Origin of the sequence: Anabaena sp. WA102 (assembly GCF_001277295.1) — a bacterium.
GTDB classification, from domain to species: Bacteria; Cyanobacteriota; Cyanobacteriia; order Cyanobacteriales; family Nostocaceae; genus Dolichospermum; species Dolichospermum heterosporum.
The window spans coordinates 5,206,626-5,224,038 of the sequence record NZ_CP011456.1 but is presented as its reverse complement, the minus strand read 5'-3'; the positions used below and the strand labels follow the sequence as shown (position 1 = coordinate 5,224,038).

The following is a 17,413-nucleotide window of genomic DNA, read 5'->3' as shown; positions in this document are numbered from 1 at the left end:
ACCAATTACCAATTACCAATTACCAATAAAAATGACAGAAACCAATCTCCCGAATTTAATCTTACAAATGTTACAACCAGGATTTTATCCTCATCCCGTAACAGAACCAATTCAACTAATTCAAACTCATATTTCCTATGTCCTCCTCACCGGGGATTATGCTTACAAACTCAAAAAACCAGCCAACTTTGGTTTTTTAGACTTTTCCACCTTAGAAAAACGGCATTATTTTTGTCAAGAAGAACTGCGACTAAATCAAAGAGGTGCAGGTGAATTATATTTAGAAGTTCTCCCCGCAACCTTAGTAGGTGAACAATACCATTTAGGTGGCACAGGAGAAGCCGTAGAATATGCAGTAAAGATGCGTCAATTTCCCCAAGAAACCCTATTTAGTGAACTTTTTGCCAGTGGAAATTTGTCAGAAAGTCACTTAGAAGAATTGGGACGAGTTGTAGCTCAATATCATGCAAACACCGAGACCAACGATTATATTCGCAGTTTTGGAGAAGTCTCCCAAGTCCGATTAGCAATTGATGAGAATTATCAACAAGCTGAAAAATATATTGGTGGACCACAAACAAAAGAACAATTTGAAGAAACAAAACAATATACAGACAACTTCTTTCTCCAACATCCAGAACTATTTAAAAGCAGAATTGACAATAACTATATTCGTGAATGTCACGGCGATTTGCACCTCAGAAATATCGCTCTTTGGCATGACAGAATTATGCTATTTGATTGTATAGAATTCAATGAGCCTTTCCGCTTTGTGGATGTCATGTATGACGTGGCATTTACAGTCATGGATATTGAAGCCAGAGGACGGAAAGACTTAGGAAATGCCTTTTTAAATACCTACGTAGAGCAAACTGGAGATTGGGAAGGTTTACAGCTATTACCTTTATATTTAAGCCGTCAAGCCTATGTGCGAGCTAAGGTAAGTTCTTTCTTATTAGATGATCCTAACATCCCGGCTGCGGTAAAAGAAGAATCTGCAAAAACCGCATCTGCATATTATCGTCAAGCCTGGGAATATACCAAACCCCAACAGGGAAGACTGATTTTAATGTCAGGATTATCTGGTGCTGGTAAAAGTACCACAGCTAAATATTTGGCGCGGAAACTCAACGCAGTTCATCTCCGTTCTGATGCTGTGCGTAAGCATTTAGCAGGAATTCCCCTCCTAGAAAAAGGTGGTGATGAAATCTACACACCAGAAATGACCCAAAAAACCTATAGCCGATTATTAGCATTAGGAATTATACTGGCTAATCAAGGTTGGTCTGTGATTTTAGATGCCAAATATGATCGCCAGGATTTACGGGAGACAGTTATTTCCCAAGCTACACAGCATCAATTACCTGTGCATATTATCAACTGTACCGCACCCCTAGAAGTTATCAAAGAACGACTCCTGAACCGTACTGGTGATATTGCTGACGCAACCGCTGATTTATTAGCATCGCAAATCAAGCAGTCTGAACCATTTACAAATCTCGAACAACCTTATATAACAGTTGTGGATACAACTCAACCGCTAGACACGCAATTATCAAAACTGATTTAATTTTTGTCTAGTTAACTTAGGGTTTAGCATTGCGCTTTCCTCGTTCCCATACTCTGTATGGGAATGAACTCTAAAGGCTCTGCCTTCAATAATAGTAAAGGCAAGATGTCTATGATAGGATTCTCATTCAAATAGTAGAGGCAGAGCCTCTGTGATAGCATTCCCAGTCAGAGACTGGGAACGAGATAACCGAGATATAATTATTCTTTCTCCTGATTTCTAGCATTATGGCACCAAAAAATAATCTACTAGGCAATATTTTCTCTTCTTCTCCTAACTTTCTTTCTCAATTGTTATTTGGATTATTTTTATTTATTATCTCCAGAATTGCTAATGCTTCAGTTCCTCTCAGTCTATTTATAGCCATTATGGGTGGTGTCACCTTGGGGTGGTTCACATTTGCCAATGATAATAATCCTGAACCTGCTACTGTCGCCTCTAATGATGGCATTGATGCTGGATTAAAATATTGGTTGTTTTTTATGATGGGCTGCCTTTTCCTCGGTTATTCAGCCCCTATGAGTATTATATTCGGTGCGATCGCTGGAGTTGGTGGTGGTTGGATTATTGGTTGGTGGAGAAGTGAGGAGGCGTTACAAACACAATTATCAGAGGAGATTGTGGAAGAAATAAATCCAGAACAGCCGAGTGAAAGAAATGCAAAGAGACGCAAAAGAAAACCTACTCGGCGCTTCCGTCGGGACTCTGCAACTTTCAATTTTCGCTTTTGGGAAAAGTAATTAACAATTGATAATTAGGATTATAACCTATCTTCCGCACCCTCAACTGTCACAATCGGTTTTTACTGTTTTTTATGATGAAATGAGGATGTATTATATACAGAATCTCAATGAATTAACGGATACATGATGCCGACAAGGCATAATTTATATCCAGAAATCAAGAGAAAATCAAGTGATAATACTATGTGACACCCCAGGGTGCGGAATGTGGGTTATAAAATTAAATTGTCAGAATCAGGATATCCAAGATTAAAGGATTTACAGGATTTTATTTGCTGATGAAAGCTGCCCCAATTCTGACATAATTAATTAGATGAACGAGAAAAATACTCCCTTCCCACACAAAGATAACTGATATTTTTTCTCTGTGTCCTCTGTGTCCTCTGTGGTTAGTTGTTGGTAACACTTCTTGGGGAGAACGGGGCGGATCAGTTTGATACATAGTAATATTCTTGGAAAATATAATTTATTGTGTGTTCACAGTGTCTTTATTCCTATTATCTCATAAAACATCCTGGACATCCTGATAGCGAAGCGTGGCGTTAGCCACTTCTGACAATTTCACCATCTATTTTCCCTTTTCCCGATGATTAGCAGCTTGTAATAATAAAGATTCAGCAAAAGAAATTGCTTCATTTGCTGATTTACCACCGGCTAACTGTGCTAATTCTTCCCGTCGGGTAGTTAAATTATCCAAACTTGTCACTCTCACCACAGTCCGCTGTTCATCATTACTATTTCTAGCTTTATTAATCACTAATTTATCAACGCGAAAATGACGATCTGCCATTGCTGCAACTAGAGGCTGATGAGTTACACATAATACTTGATGTCCTTGACTAAGTTGGTGCAATTTCTCTGCTATGGCTTGGGCAACCCTACCAGAAACCCCCACATCAATTTCATCAAATATCATTGTTCCTACTTCATTTCCTTGATTAAAACAAGCTTTTAAAGCTAGTAAGAAACGGCTCATTTCTCCACCAGAAGCAATTTCTGTTAATGGTTGGATAGGTTCACCGGGGTTAGGACTAAACATAAAGGTAATTTTATCTGCACCTGTAGCTGCGGGAGAAATGGGGACGATTTCTACTTGAAATTTCACCTTATCCATTGCTAACGGCTTGAGTTCAGCTAATAACCGAGATTCTAAATTAGCCGCAGTTTGACGACGTAATTGGGTTAATTGGTGGCTAACTTGCTGGAGTGCTTGTAAAGATAATTGTTCTTGTTGTTCTAAAGTTTCGATAGATTGTTCGCTATTATTTAATTCAGCTAATTCAGTTTGAATACGTTCATAATAAGCGATCGCTTCCGTTAAAGTAGGTCCATATTTGCGACAAATTTGTTTTAATTCCCGTATCCGTTCATCCACCTCTTCCAACCGTTGCGGATCTGCTTCTAACCCTTCTCCATAAATACTAATTTGTCTCCCCACTTCCATTACCGCTGCCACTGCATCTCGCACCAATTCCAAGAGAGATTGTAATTGAGGATCATACTCCACCATGTGAGTTAATGTCATCTCTCCATCGGCTAATAAATCAGCAGCAGTGCGAGTTTCCTGATCATCTTGATACAAAGCCTGATAAACTTTGTAACTCATTTGTTGTAAATCCACAACATGATTGAGGCGGTCCCGTTCTTGATTTAATTGTTCCATTTCCTGGGCATCATCAAGATTAGCCGCACCCAATTCTTGCACTTGATAGGTGAGTAAATCCAATTGTTGCAGCCGTTCCCGTTCTGATGTCCGGCGTTTTTCCAGTGCTTGCCGGGCTTGTTGATATAGAATAAAAGCAGCGGCAACATTTTGGCGTTTGTGCAATAAAGCATCACCACCATATAAATCTAACCAATCTCGAACTTGGGCAGATTGTCCCACCTGTACCGTTTGTCCTTGTGCTGTAATTTCTACTAAACTGTCTCGTAATCCTGCCATTAAGGGGCGATTTACCAGCACTCCATTTACTCTTGATCTACTGCGGATATTACTAGTAGTGGTGGCAATTTCCCGACTAATAATCACAGCATGATCATCGGTTAAATCAATTTCTTGTTCACTCAACCAAGCTGCTAGGGGCGGAGTAACGCTAAAAGTCGCCTCCACGATAGCGCGATTTGTGCCAGTTCTAATCACCCGACTAGAGACTTTACCACCCAAAACGGCATCAATGGCATCTAATATGATTGATTTTCCTGCGCCGGTTTCCCCTGTTAATACATTTAAACCTACACCAAAATCCAATTCCAGATGATCAATTAAGGCAAAATTTTCAATTCTTAAATATAGCAGCATTTAAATAATCCTTACTATTGCAGATTTCCCCGGTTTTATTGATTATGGCGTTGGTGAATGAATGTATGAATTAGTCTCACGCAAAGGCGCAAAGGCGCAAAGGTGAAGATTTTTAATTTTCCTTTTTTCTACTTCAATATGGCTATTAGCAACGCTCAAAACCTAGAGGTGTAAGGGTTTAGCTCAGGCTTTACCCTACCTGTAGAATCAAATTTATGCTATGGGAAACAGAGTAATGGTTGTATCTCCACTTCCAGCAGCTAATATTTTACCATCTGGACTGAAAGCAATTGAGTAAATTACAGAATCAGTACATTTGACACTAGAAATTTCTTCTCCACTAGCGACTGACCATAATTTCACTGTTTTATCTTTACTAGCGCTCGCAAAATTTTGTCCATTGGGACTATATGCAACGGAACAAATATGATCAGAATGTCCTGATAAAGTTTTAACTTCTTGACTAGTTTCTAGATTCCAAAGTTTAATAGTTTTGTCTTGACTACCACTAATTAAAGTTTTTCCGTCGGGACTAAATGCTAGAGAAGTAATCCCTCCAAACCAATCAGAATGTCCTGTTAATGTTTTCACTTTATTTTCAGCTAATTGTAAAATCTTGATACTTTTATCATTACCACCTGCACTACTAGCTAATAGTTTACCGTCGGGACTAAAAGTTACAGATAAAACATCATCGGTATGACTTTTGAAAGAGTAAATTTCTTTTCCTGTTTTTAATGACCACATTTTAACTGTTTTGTCCTTACTCCCACTTGCTAAAATTTTTCCCAAGGGACTAAATGAGACAGCATTAACTCTTTCTTCATGTCCTGTAAAAGTGAAAACTTCTATTCCTAGATTTACATCCCATAATTTAATTATTGTATCATCACTGCCACTTACTAAAAATTTACCATCTGGACTAAAAGCTAGAGAATTAATCCCTCTAGACCAAGAATATTCCCCATGTCCTTCAAAGGTGCGATGTTGCTGAGTTGCTAAATCCCACAATTTAATTATTGTATCATCACTACCACTTGCTAAAAATCTCCCATCTGGACTAAAAGCGACAGAGAGAACTTTATTTTTATGTCCTTTAAGAGTACCAATAAATACTAATTTTTCGGTATTGTCATTTGATGAAGATGTGGTAGGAATTACTTCTAGTGTTTCTTGATAATTATCTGATTCTTTTATACTTGATTCATTTGCTAACTGTGACGGGTTAAACCAAGTATTTAATTCCGTCAATACATCTAATGTTTTCAACGATTTGTTAATAGAATTGCTAATAGAATCTAATTTATTAATTGTGGGAATTCCTTCTCTTTCTTGACTTGCTGTTTCCGGTATTGAATTTGTTTGCGAATTTGATTTATTTTCAACCTGTAACGGTTGTACCAAAGCTGTGAATAAACTATCTAATTCTGTTAATCCATCTGTCAACCGTTGGTTAATAGAATCAAGGATGTCATTATTTTTGGAAATTTCACTTTTTTGAGTTTCTTTAATCTCACCTATTGATTGGTTTTGTTCTAAAATTGTCTGATGCAATTTCTGGGTTGAATTATCAATTTCTGCAAATCGAGAATTAACAACTTCGATTTGTTGATGAATCTGAGTAAATTCCTGACTTTGATTTTCTTGACTGTCACGTAATTCTGCTAATTGCTGTTGATTGCTTTCATTGCCATTTTTGATAGAAGTTTCAATTTCTGCAAATCGAGAATTAAAGACTTGTAGCTGTTGATTAATTTGTGATAATTCAGTTTTCAATTCTGCAATATTTCTCAAATATTCATCTTTATCAACAGTAGAATTTAAACTTTCTAGAGAAATATCTAATTGCTGTAACCGATTATTGACAATTTGCATTGATATTTGAACTTCCTGGTCAATAACTTGACTAATTTCCTGTTTGTAAACTTCAAGTTTTCCCAAACGTTCATTAATAGCACTTTCAATAGTTTGGTCAATAATTTGGCTGAGTTGTTGTCTCCAATCTTCGATTTGTTCTAAACGTTGATTAGAGGTATTCATGGTTTTTTCAACTTGGTAAAATTCTTCAGGGATATTTTGCAAACTTGTTTGTAATTGCTCAATTTGTGATTGGGAATAATTAAACTTAGGACGATTAACTAAATTTAAAGCTACACTTAAACTCAGGGGAATAACCGCATAAACCACCTGTTGCGTCACTGTCGCTACTATTCCAATACTGATAATCCCAAACAAACATACATACTCGCTAACTTCTAGCAACTGACGATTATTCATAAGAATACCCGGTAAGTGGGAAACGAGCGTGGCTTGGCTCCCTGAGAGGGAAACGACACGAGCGGTTTTAACCGCTGTGGATATTAAAATTGAAACCAGATTTTTGATTGGAATCTGGAAACCAACTCCCATTTCTGGGGTAATGTTAGCCTCGACCTGTTATAAGAGCTTGTTAAGCTTGCAACACTGTTCCAGTGACCTTAGAACTGTTTAATCACAAGCGACAGAGCAGGGAACTGGCTTCGCATTCCAGGGTGTCGTGACTCAAATAACGGCTACCATGAGAGTAAACTCAGGGTGGTCTGGTCAGTACGGCTTGCTTGATTACTCTTGCAAGCCCAGTCCCTTTAAGGCTGGGTTACTGACGTTAACTGGTATTACTTGTCAAGTCGTGATTACTATATCACAAAACATAGTCAATAAAATTCAGAAAATAAAACTTTATACTCTTTGCGCCTCTGCGTCTCTGCGTGCAAAAAATTCTTTCCTTCCGCAACGCTAATTTTTAGATATGAAAACTTCCAGATTGTATATCTTGACAATAGCATAAAATTTCCAGATGTCAATACCCTAGTAAAATCCTTAGCTTATTAATACATGAGATTCTCAGTAGAAAAAAGACACAAGAGCCGCTATGAATTACCAAAAATGGTATTAAAATCCATTGTCAGCAACAAGCGGAAGGTGGGTTCTATTAAGATAGCATTAGTATTATAATGTATCAGTTACACTAAGACATAAGACCAAGTTCTCATTAAGAGGGAACTAGGATGCTTGCGGAGTTTGATTTTTACGATATTGAACCATTTATGTATACATATCAATGGACAAGTAGTAATAGAGCGGGGAGCAATTCTTCAAGTAACTTGTTAACAGATTTTCAGCGACAAATGCTGTTAAAATCATTACAAGAGAATTGCTCTCAATGCCAGCGGCAACGGATTCAAATTATGTTGTTAGCGGACCAAGGGACTTAACGGGTGACAAGGCGGTTGAAGATGAGATGTGGCAATAATTTGAGAAAATAAGGGAGTAAAAAAATAGGGACAAAGAAGCCCCCGAAGCAAAAAATGTTACCACAATCATATCAAACAATTTTCCGAAAGCATTTGAGTGAACAGCAGTATTTGACACTAGAGATATTGTTGTTATTAATACAGGCTCATCGCCAAGTAAAACTGTCAAAATTGGCCAGCTTGTTTCCCCAACCAATTAAATATGAAAGCAGGAAACGTAATCTACAAAGATTTTTAGGAATAGGTAAACTCTGCGTAAAATTATTATGGTTTCCATTGATAAAATATTGGATTAGACAATCGTTAACACCAAAACAACTGAATCGAGAACAGCGCCGTTATTTTCATAAAAAACAGTATCAAAAATATGGTTATTGGATGGTAGCACTGGATAGAACACAGTGGAAGGGGCGAAATATATTTATGGTGACATTGGTATGGGGTACTCATGCCCTACCACTATATTGGGAAACATTAAATCATGTCGGAAATAGTAATTTACAAACACAGAAAAGATTAATAAAGACAGCAATAAAGTTGTTAAAAAAATGTCGAATTGTGGTGTTAGCAGACAGAGAATTTCATAGTCCAAAACTGGCTAAATGGCTTGATGAGCAAGGAGTTTACTTCGCTTTACGCCAGAAGAAAAACCTTTATTTTCAAGAAAAACCTGAACAAGAATATCAAGTTCTTAAAAATCAAGGATTTAAGCCAGGAATGTCGAGATTTTATGAAAAAGTTAAATGTGGTAAAGGGGATGAATTAGGCTTATTTAATATCGCTGTTTATTGGAAGAGAAAATATCGGAACTCTGGACCAAAAGAACCTTGGTATATCTTGACGAATCTACCAACTCTCCAACAAACTTTATGCCTCTATAGATGTCGATGGGGAATTGAGCAATTCTTTAAGGATTGTAAAACTGGTGGTTATAATTTAGAGGATACTAAAGTAAATGAAACTCGCTTTTTAGCTTTAGTATTATTGATTGTCATTGCTTATAGTTTAGCCACTATGCACGGTCAACGGATGAAAAAATTAGGTATAGAGACTTATGCCGGACGTATTCAACAACATCAGGACAAGTACCCACGTCAAAGTGATTTTAGCTTTGCTCTCTACGGACAACTATGGATTTATGGTATGGAATTATGGGCTGATTTAGCTCTGAATTTAATCAATCTCAAGCCTCATAAACGCCTCTTTTTTCAACGGGGCTTTCAGGCTCTATCCCTTATGAAACAAGCTCTTTAGCCGCCTTGTCACCCGTTAAGGTTGTTAGCGGACCAAGGGATAACTCAAGCAGAAATTTGTGAAATTTTGGGGTGTTGTCCCGCAACCGCTAGACATTGGATACACATAGCTCGTCAGGGAATAGCGCATCAATGGCAAGATTGTCCGATTGGTCGCCCTAAATTAGTTAGTAATGAATATTTACAACGATTAAAAGAATTATTATGCAGTAATCCTCGTAATTATGGTCATGGTTCTCAACACTGGACATTAAATTGGTTACAGAAACATCTATGCGAAGAATTTGGCTTTGAAGTGAGCGATCGCCACTTTAAGCGACTTCTCAAACAAATGGGCTTATCCACTCGACCGAAACCCAGTCATGATGGACAAAATAGCCCAAAATCAGCTACAGAACCCAAAATATCAATTGCTGACCTCAAAAAAGCAAATACCACCGATTCCTCGGAAATTATACCTATTAATTTTCACAAAGCAGTAAAGGATTCAGACATTTATGGCGCACAATATATCCGCTCAATTAGTATCTCTGCAACAAATCAACAATACATTGGGGTATTCACTAACCGCAGAAGAATTTTATCACTATCTTCCCGAACTTCAATCTATCAACCCTAAAGTCGGCAAATTCTGGACAGGAAAGAATGTTGAACCGGGCATTTACATTATCATTACGGGCAAAGTCAGACTATTAGATGATAACGAGGAATTAATTACTACTCTAGAATCTGGAGAATCTTTCAGTGAATTTACTTTGTTTCCCCAATCTAAATTTGAGCCTTATGCAGCCAGAGCTTCAGCAAATTTACAGTTATGCTTCTTGCCAGAAAAGTTACTATTGCCATTAATAGCCAAGTATCCCCAAATTCGAGAACATTTATGGGAGAAAGCATACTCACTCCTGAGAAACACAGATTATACACCCATAAAACCAAGCTCTCCAGAGAACGACAATTCAGATTCAACCCCCTATTTGACCTCAGAATCAAAAATTAGTAAAGCCTATTTTCCCAGTCCCAGACAACGGGTGGGGCATTTATGGCAAAAGGTAATGGGGCGCTATCCATTCTTTGCTCAACAAAGTGGTTCTGACTGCGGGGCAGCTTGTCTAGTCATGGTGTCCCGGTATTGGGGGAAACGTTTTAGTGTAAATCGCTTGCGTGATATTGCCAATGTAGACCGCAATGGTGCATCCTTGCGGGGGTTATTAACAGCAGCAGAAAGTCTAGGTTTTGCCACTAGACCTGTCAAAGCTAGTTTAAAGCAGTTAGGAAAGCAAAAATTACCTGCTATTGTTCACTGGGAAGGCAAACATTACATAGTGGTCTACGAAATTACCGCTAAATATGTAATTGTGGCGGACCCTGCTATTGGTCAACGCACCCTCACTCATGAGGAATTTAACAACGACTGGACTGGTTATACATTGTTGTTACAACCGACAGCAATGCTCAAAGAAACGAAAGAGACATCTACACCTTTTTGGCAATTTTTTGAGTTAATAAAACCCCATTCTGTAGTCATGTTGGAAGTATTTATCGCTTCCATATTCATCCAGATATTTGGCTTAATTACCCCCTTATTTACCCAATTAATTTTAGATCGGGTAGTGGTACAACGGTCAGAACTGACCCTGACAGCAGTAGGAATAGGATTGTTGATTTTTAGCCTTTTTCGGGTGGCTATGACTGGTTTAAGGCAATATCTTTTAGATCATATAGCTAATCGGATAGATTTAGCATTAATTGTCGGTTTTATTCGTCATACATTGCGTTTACCCCTGAGTTTTTTCGAGACTCGTTATGTGGGGGATATTATTTCTCGCGTGCAGGAAAACCGCAAAATTCAACGCTTTTTATCGGGTGAAGCATTATCAATTCTCCTAGATTTATTCACTGTCTTTATCTATGTAGGCTTGATGTTTTGGTACAGTTGGAAAATGGCATTATTAGCTTTAATAATTGTCCCACCCTTTGCCTTATTAGCCTTAATTGCCACACCCTTTTTACAAAGGATTTCCAGAGAAATATTCAATGCAGTTGCCAAGGAAAGTAGTTATTTAATAGAAGCTTTAACTGGTGTGAGAACTGTCAAAGCTACAGCAGTAGAACAAACAGTAAGATGGCATTGGGAAGAGTTATTAAATAAAGAGATAAAAACCAACTTTTCCGGGCAAGTTATCGGCAATAATTTACAAATTTTCAGTAACACAATTGAAGCAGTAGCTACCACAGCTTTATTATGGTTTGGGGCATATTTGGTAATTCATAATCAGTTAACTGTGGGACAACTAGTAGCATTTAATATGCTGCTGGGTAATATTATTCGCCCCTTCCAACGGTTAATTGTCTTATGGAATCAATTGCAAGAAGTTGTGATTGCAGTCGAAAGAATTAACGATGTTTTAGACACAGAACCAGAAGAGGATTTACAAAATCAATCACGGCAGAATTTACCAGCAATTCAGGGGCATATTCGCTTTGAAAACGTCACATTTCGCTATCATCCAGAAAGCGATATTAATATATTAGAAAACCTCAGTTTTGAAATCAAACCCGGACAAATGGTAGCTTTAGTGGGACGCAGTGGCTCAGGAAAAACCACCATTTCTAAATTAGTTTTCGGCTTGTATCCCCCCACAGATGGTAAAGTTTTAATTGATGGACAAGATATTACTAGTCTTTCCTTGCGTTCTTTTCGACAACAAATTGGTGTAGTTGACCAAGACACATTTTTATTTGGTGGAACAATTCGAGAAAATATCAGTTTAGGACATCCAGGAATACCTTTATCAGAAGTAATTGCCGCAGCAAAAATGGCTGGTGCTGATGAATTTATCAAAAAATTACCCATGGGTTATGAAAGCCAAATTGGTGAAGGTGGAGGTTTATTATCTGGTGGACAAAGACAGAGAATAGCCATTGCTAGAGCATTATTAGGTAATCCGAAATTATTGGTTTTAGATGAGGCAACTTCTCACCTAGATACCGAATCAGAAAGGATAATTCAACAGAATTTTAACACAATTCTCAAAGGAAAAACTACTTTAGTAATTGCTCATCGTCTTTCCACTGTGCGAAATGCTGATTTAATTTTGGTACTAGATAGAGGTGTGTTAATTGAAAGTGGTACTCATGAGGAATTAATGGCTAAAAAAGGACATTATTTCTATCTAAATCAACAGCAATTGCAAACAATAACGTAGGTTGGGTTGAGCCATAGCGAAACCCAACAATAATTTAATAATGATTATAGTTGGGTTTCGTTCCTCAACCCAACCTACCATAAATTCATACTAAGAAAAAGGTGCATTATGACAAATTCATGAGAATCTAAATCAACAGCAATTACAAACAATAACGTAGGTTGGGTTGAGCCATAGCGAAACCCAACAATGATTTAATAATGATTATAGTTGGGTTTCGTTCCTCAACCCAACCTACCATAAATTCATACTAAGAAAAAGGTGCATTATGACAAGTACATTAAATGGGAATATCACAAAATCTGATGATATCTTATCACCAGAATTACCAGAAATTACCAATGAAGATTGGTCGGAAATTACTAAAGAATCACTTGATAGTTTACCCCAGGTTTGGACGCGGGGACTATTATATCTTTTAGTCTTCATTGTCTCCATAGTTTTACCTTGGTCTTTACTATCTAAAGTAGATGAAACTGGTACAGGAAGAGGACGTATTGAACCTAAAGATAAAACCGTGAAATTAGATGCCGCTGTAGGGGGAACAGTTGCAGAAATTCAAGTTAAAGAAGGTGAAACAGTCAAAGCCGGACAAACTCTATTATTATTAGAATCGGCATTAGTCAAATCAGAATTACGTCAAGTTCAAGATAAATTAGAAGGACAATTAAACCGACTTTCTCAGTTAAAATCCTCTAAAAATCAGTTAATTGTCTCCTTAGCAACCCAACAACAACAAAATCAATCTCAACAATTAGAGAAACAAGCACAAATTGATCAAGCGCAACAGAATATTAATACCCTAAAAAATGCCTATCAATTCCAGAAAGAAGAAAGATTATCTCAACTTAATCAAGCGCGACAAACCCTAACTAATAGTCAAACTACTAATCAATTAGCAGAGAGTAGTTTATTAAGTAGTCAGCGAGAAGTAAAACGCTATAGTCAACTCAGACAACAGGGAGTAATTCCAGAAATTAATTTAGTAGACAAGCAAGATATCGCTAAGGAAAAGCAAAAATTATATGCACAAAGTCAGTCAGATATTCAACAAGCTAAGTTACGTTTAGCAGAACAACAAAGTAGTTATGAGCGAAATTTGCGCCAAGCTCATGCCGATATTGAACAGGCTAAATTGCGACTGGGAGAACAGCAAAGAAGCTATCAAACTTTAACCCTTTCTGGTCAGTCAGCGGTGTTAAAAATTGCTGAACAGCAGAAAAGTTTAGACACAGATATTAGTTCTCTCAAATCAGATATTTCTCAAACTAAACGCCAAATTGATGCCTTAAAATTTCAGTTGGGACAGCGAGAAATTAAAGCTTCTGTGAATGGGATATTATTTCAACTACCAATTCAAAAACCCGGTTCAGTTGTGCAAGTAGGGACAATGGTTGCCGAAATTGCTCAAGATAATTCACCCTTAATAATTCGAGCGCAAATGGCAACTACAGATAGTGGTTTTTTGCGGTTAGGATTACCAGTAAAGCTCAAATTTGATGCTTATCCGTTTCAGGATTATGGTATTATCTCAGGAGAGTTAATTAAAATTTCTCCTAATACGATAGAGATAGATACAGCTAATGGCAAAGTAGCCGCTTATAACTTAGAAATTTCTCTCAAAAAAAGTTGTATTCCCTCTGCTAATAAATGTATTCCTTTGCGTCCAGGGGATACAGCAACCGCTGAGGTAATTGTCCGTCAGCGACGAATTATTGATTTTCTACTTGACCCGTTTAAAAAATTGCAACAAGGAGGAGTGAAATTGTAGAAAATTTATCGAATTACCCCCCTTAGTCCTCCCTTGTTAAGCTACGGTGTACACAGATCTCTAGACAGGATGCTAAACGTTATCCGATCCCCCTAAATCCCCCTTAAAAAGGGGGACTTTGAAGAATTTAGCCCCCCTTTTTAAGGGGGGTTGGGGGGATCTAAACGTTGTGGGGCAACTCTAGAAGACTTGTGTGTACACCGTAGCCTTGTTAAGAGGGGAAACAATTAATTCAGTCCCCTCCCTTTAGTCTTTCCCCTCGTTCCCATACTCTGTATGGGAATGAATTACGGAAGGCTCTGCCTTCATTAATACTAAATCATGGAGGCAGAGCCTCTAAGTAGCATTCCCAGTCAGAGACTGGGAACGAGAAAAAATTCATCGAATTGTCCCCTCCCCTTAGCAAGGGGAGGGTTAGGGTGGGGTATAATTTATGTATTTAAGGAGCAAATCATGTCCGAACCTATCACCATTACCCAATCAGATATTTTACAACAAATTAAATTATCCTGTAAAATACCTGAGTTAGTTGAGCAAATTGTCAGCCGAAAAGTGATTATAAATGCTGCGGAAGAAGCGGGGATAAAAGTAGAAGTTGAAGAATTACAAAAAGCAGCGGATTTTCTGCGATTAACTAATGATATGACCAGTGCTAATGACACTTGGAAATGGTTAGAAAAACATAGTTTATCTATAGATGATTTTGAAGATATAGTCTATACTAGTGTGGTTACTGGTAAGTTAAGCAAGCATTTATTTTCTGATCAAATCGAACCTTTCTTCTTTGAAAATCAGCTAAATTATGCTGGTGTGGTCATGTATGAAGTTGTATTTAATGATGAAGATCTAGCAATAGAACTTTTTTATGCAGTCAAAGAAGGAGAAATGAGTTTTTATGATGTAGCTCACCAATATATTCAAGATGTAGAATTACGTCGTAAAGGGGGATATTTAGGAGTATTAAATCGTCGGGATTTAAAGCCAGAAATATCTGCTGCTGTCTTTGGTGCGAAACCCCCACAGGTAATTAAACCGATAATTACTTCTAAAGGGGTACATTTAATTTTTGTTGAGGAGATTATTCAGCCGGAATTGAATGATAAATTGCGACAGCAAATTGTCAGCGATTTACTATTAAGTTGGATTAAAAAACAGGTTAATCAAACAGAGATTAATGTGAATTTCGAGTGATTTCATCACAAAAATTAAAAATGTTCTCGTTCCCATACTCTGTATGGGAATGAATTACAGAAGGCTCTGCCTTTATTGATACTAAGTCATAGAGGCAGAGCCTCTAGGTAGCATTCCCAGTCGGAGACTGGGAACGAGGAAATAGCGTTGGTTTGATGCAGTTGGTGTGTTACGGACTCGTCCTAACGCACCCTACAAATTAACACTTTGAGCCAGAGCCAAATTCAATTAAACCCCAGAATAAACTTACATACCAACCTCCAATAATAGCCTCCAAATCTAAATCAGATAATTCATCAAACTGGTTTTCAACTTGTGCTAAATCAGCAATTTGAATATTAGCCATTTTGGTATTCTCCTTGGTTTTAAAAAGTCAAAAAATCTAAAAAACCGGAAATGTTGTACTTTTTTCATTTCCCGACTACATCTTATTAAAAATAAAAACCTCTGTCTAGAGACTTAGACAAAATAAAAGTGACATAATTGTTTCAGTTTTGTCACCTTCAATAGCTTGATGATAACAGCATTTCACGCACAAAAATCCGTAAATTTGCCTTTTTAGGTTGAAAATATCACTAAAAAACAGACAATTACGGACTAAAAATAGCCAAAAAAAGGGACATAATTGCTGCAATTTTGTCACTTTTGCCTATTAACTTAAATACAAACAAATGCCCGACTTATTTAAGAAGTCAGGCATCTATCTTAATCAAGACTTATTTCATGTACTTTATTGCTAATCTACCTTACATATATTTGAAGATTTCAACAAGAGGATTAATTTAATTGCAACCAATTAAGTAAATCCGCCATACTGCTAAAATCTAGTAAAGCCTCGCTTAAATTTTCCAACTGATTAACAGAAAGAGATTGAATCCGCTGTGTTGTTTCCGGTGATAATTCACCCAATCGCCTTTTAAGCAGTTTTAAAATAACCAACCGTTCTCCTTCCTGTCTACCTTCCTGTCTACCTTCCTGTCTACCTTCCTGTCTACCTTCTTCTATTCCCCGCTCGTAACCTATGCGCTCACCAGTGGTAATATATCTCATAGTTCGCTCCTGCTCGAATTTTTTATACTCCGACCACAATTGATTTTCCAATGGTTTTGGTAAAATCATCACCCAGTCTATAAAGCGATACAGGTTACGAATATCTTGCTCTTGTAAGCCTAAATCGTATAACCTGCGAATTAAACTGAATTTCCAGATTTTGCGTTTTTGGGGATATGAGCGCGTTTGCTGGGTTTTCAAATGCGCCATAACCACTGTAGCAAAAGGATTCTTACTATTTTCTAACTCTTGCCACCGTTGTTCATAATCTAACAGTTTAATGCTACCAAATTCAAAATTTAACTTTGTCTGGGGATAATTGTAACCGTAATTACTCGGTCGCCATTCACGGTTTGTGTCACATAAAATCGCCAAGCTGATTGCGGGTTGACCAAAACTGTCAAAAATGCGATAATTGTAGGTAAATATCCGTTGACCGAAATTATCTTCTTTTTTTCCCTGAATTTCTACATGGACTAATAACCACAATTGTTCACCCTGAATTTGCCAAACTTTGACTAATTGATCAGCATATCTCTTTCCTTGTTCGGCTTCACGGGTAATTTGTTGAAATTCTTTATCCAGAAATTCATAAGGACGTTCCCAGTTAATTAATGCGTAGGTTTCGGGAAAAAAGAATTGCATTGCTTGGGGAAAATATGCGGTGAGAATTTCTTTCCATGGACTATCAAAATCAGCCCGTTTATTAATAATATTGGTCATGAATTAATGGCAGATGATTATTTATCTTACCTCAAATTAAGTAGGTGAACTGAAAAATTTAAAGGTATGTGAAGAAAAGTAAAATCGCCCAAAACTCTCTTCCTGTTCCCTGTTCCCTGTTCCCTGTTCCCTTGCCCCAACGACAATTTTTAACGCCAACCTACTTATTAGTTACTGAATAAAAGTTATATAATCTGAATTATAGATATAGCTATTCTCCCTGGTTTGTGAAGGGATTTTTTGGAACGAACCACAGAGGACACAGAGGACTCAGAGGTAGAGAAAAGGAGGTATTCATGTCTTGTTTAGGATGG

General features: G+C 37.4%; 12 protein-coding genes. 7 read left to right on the top strand and 5 right to left on the bottom strand.

What is annotated here, in order from left to right; all coding sequences use genetic code 11:
* Positions 1-31: 31 nt before the first annotated feature.
* Together AA650_RS22950 and AA650_RS22945 are read left to right on the top strand one after the other, a co-directional pair.
* Positions 32-1,570, top strand: coding sequence for a bifunctional aminoglycoside phosphotransferase/ATP-binding protein (locus AA650_RS22950; protein ID WP_053540806.1), 1,539 nt, complete (start codon positions 32-34; stop codon positions 1,568-1,570).
* A 227-nt stretch (positions 1,571-1,797) separates the two neighbouring features.
* Positions 1,798-2,310, top strand: a complete 513-nt coding sequence (locus tag AA650_RS22945) for a hypothetical protein (RefSeq protein ID WP_027403167.1) — start codon at positions 1,798-1,800, stop codon at positions 2,308-2,310.
* 271 nt (positions 2,311-2,581) lie between these two features.
* Here AA650_RS22945 and AA650_RS28380 read toward each other — a convergent pair whose 3' ends face one another.
* From AA650_RS28380 to AA650_RS22935, 3 genes are all read right to left on the bottom strand, one after another.
* Positions 2,582-2,755: a hypothetical protein gene (locus AA650_RS28380; RefSeq protein WP_190382535.1), complete on the bottom strand. Its 174-nt coding sequence runs from the start codon at positions 2,753-2,755 to the stop codon at positions 2,582-2,584.
* A gap of 126 nt (positions 2,756-2,881) precedes the next feature.
* Positions 2,882-4,612, bottom strand: coding sequence for a DNA repair protein RecN (gene recN, locus AA650_RS22940; RefSeq protein WP_053540805.1), 1,731 nt, complete (start codon positions 4,610-4,612; stop codon positions 2,882-2,884).
* Positions 4,613-4,825: 213 nt separating this feature from the next.
* Positions 4,826-6,889, bottom strand: coding sequence for a WD40 repeat domain-containing protein (locus AA650_RS22935; RefSeq protein ID WP_053541386.1), 2,064 nt, complete (start codon positions 6,887-6,889; stop codon positions 4,826-4,828).
* A 1,070-nt stretch (positions 6,890-7,959) separates the two neighbouring features.
* Here AA650_RS22935 and AA650_RS22930 point away from each other — a divergent pair.
* From AA650_RS22930 to AA650_RS22915, 5 genes are all read left to right on the top strand, one after another.
* Positions 7,960-9,159 carry an IS4 family transposase gene (locus AA650_RS22930; protein ID WP_053537530.1) on the top strand — a complete coding sequence of 400 codons (1,200 nt, stop codon included), beginning with the start codon at positions 7,960-7,962 and terminating at the stop codon, positions 9,157-9,159.
* A gap of 21 nt (positions 9,160-9,180) precedes the next feature.
* A complete protein-coding gene (locus AA650_RS27230; RefSeq protein ID WP_081424314.1) occupies positions 9,181-9,777 on the top strand; it encodes a helix-turn-helix domain-containing protein in 597 nt (198 codons plus the stop codon).
* Positions 9,710-12,364: a peptidase domain-containing ABC transporter gene (locus tag AA650_RS22925; protein WP_234413247.1), complete on the top strand. Its 2,655-nt coding sequence runs from the start codon at positions 9,710-9,712 to the stop codon at positions 12,362-12,364. Before AA650_RS27230 ends, AA650_RS22925 begins: the two co-directional genes overlap by 68 nt.
* Positions 12,365-12,632: 268 nt before the next feature.
* A complete protein-coding gene (locus tag AA650_RS22920) occupies positions 12,633-14,135 on the top strand; it encodes an HlyD family efflux transporter periplasmic adaptor subunit (protein ID WP_053540803.1) in 1,503 nt (500 codons plus the stop codon).
* Between the two features lie 453 nt (positions 14,136-14,588).
* A complete protein-coding gene (locus tag AA650_RS22915; RefSeq protein ID WP_053541385.1) occupies positions 14,589-15,326 on the top strand; it encodes a peptidylprolyl isomerase in 738 nt (245 codons plus the stop codon).
* Between the two features lie 199 nt (positions 15,327-15,525).
* Here AA650_RS22915 and AA650_RS28375 read toward each other — a convergent pair whose 3' ends face one another.
* Both AA650_RS28375 and AA650_RS22910 read right to left on the bottom strand, forming a co-directional pair.
* Complete coding sequence (locus AA650_RS28375; RefSeq protein ID WP_199924327.1) at positions 15,526-15,672, bottom strand: bacteriocin; 147 nt, start codon at positions 15,670-15,672, stop codon at positions 15,526-15,528.
* Between the two features lie 431 nt (positions 15,673-16,103).
* Positions 16,104-17,099 carry a DUF4351 domain-containing protein gene (locus tag AA650_RS22910; RefSeq protein WP_053540802.1) on the bottom strand — a complete coding sequence of 332 codons (996 nt, stop codon included), beginning with the start codon at positions 17,097-17,099 and terminating at the stop codon, positions 16,104-16,106.
* Between the last annotated feature and the right edge of the window lie 314 nt (positions 17,100-17,413).

Bases quoted from the DNA above. Each gene is read 5' to 3' on its own strand.
- AA650_RS22910 (WP_053540802.1), bottom strand. From the start codon at position 17,099: ATGACCAATATTATTAATAAACGGGCTGATTTTGATAGTCCATGGAAA.
- AA650_RS22945 (WP_027403167.1), top strand. From the start codon at position 1,798: ATGGCACCAAAAAATAATCTACTAGGCAATATTTTCTCTTCTTCTCCT.
- AA650_RS22935 (WP_053541386.1), bottom strand. From the start codon at position 6,889: ATGAATAATCGTCAGTTGCTAGAAGTTAGCGAGTATGTATGTTTGTTT.
- AA650_RS22920 (WP_053540803.1), top strand. From the start codon at position 12,633: ATGACAAGTACATTAAATGGGAATATCACAAAATCTGATGATATCTTA.
- AA650_RS22930 (WP_053537530.1), top strand. From the start codon at position 7,960: ATGTTACCACAATCATATCAAACAATTTTCCGAAAGCATTTGAGTGAA.
- AA650_RS28380 (WP_190382535.1), bottom strand. From the start codon at position 2,755: ATGTATCAAACTGATCCGCCCCGTTCTCCCCAAGAAGTGTTACCAACA.
- recN (WP_053540805.1), bottom strand. From the start codon at position 4,612: ATGCTGCTATATTTAAGAATTGAAAATTTTGCCTTAATTGATCATCTG.
- AA650_RS22915 (WP_053541385.1), top strand. From the start codon at position 14,589: ATGTCCGAACCTATCACCATTACCCAATCAGATATTTTACAACAAATT.
- AA650_RS28375 (WP_199924327.1), bottom strand. From the start codon at position 15,672: ATGGCTAATATTCAAATTGCTGATTTAGCACAAGTTGAAAACCAGTTT.
- AA650_RS22950 (WP_053540806.1), top strand. From the start codon at position 32: ATGACAGAAACCAATCTCCCGAATTTAATCTTACAAATGTTACAACCA.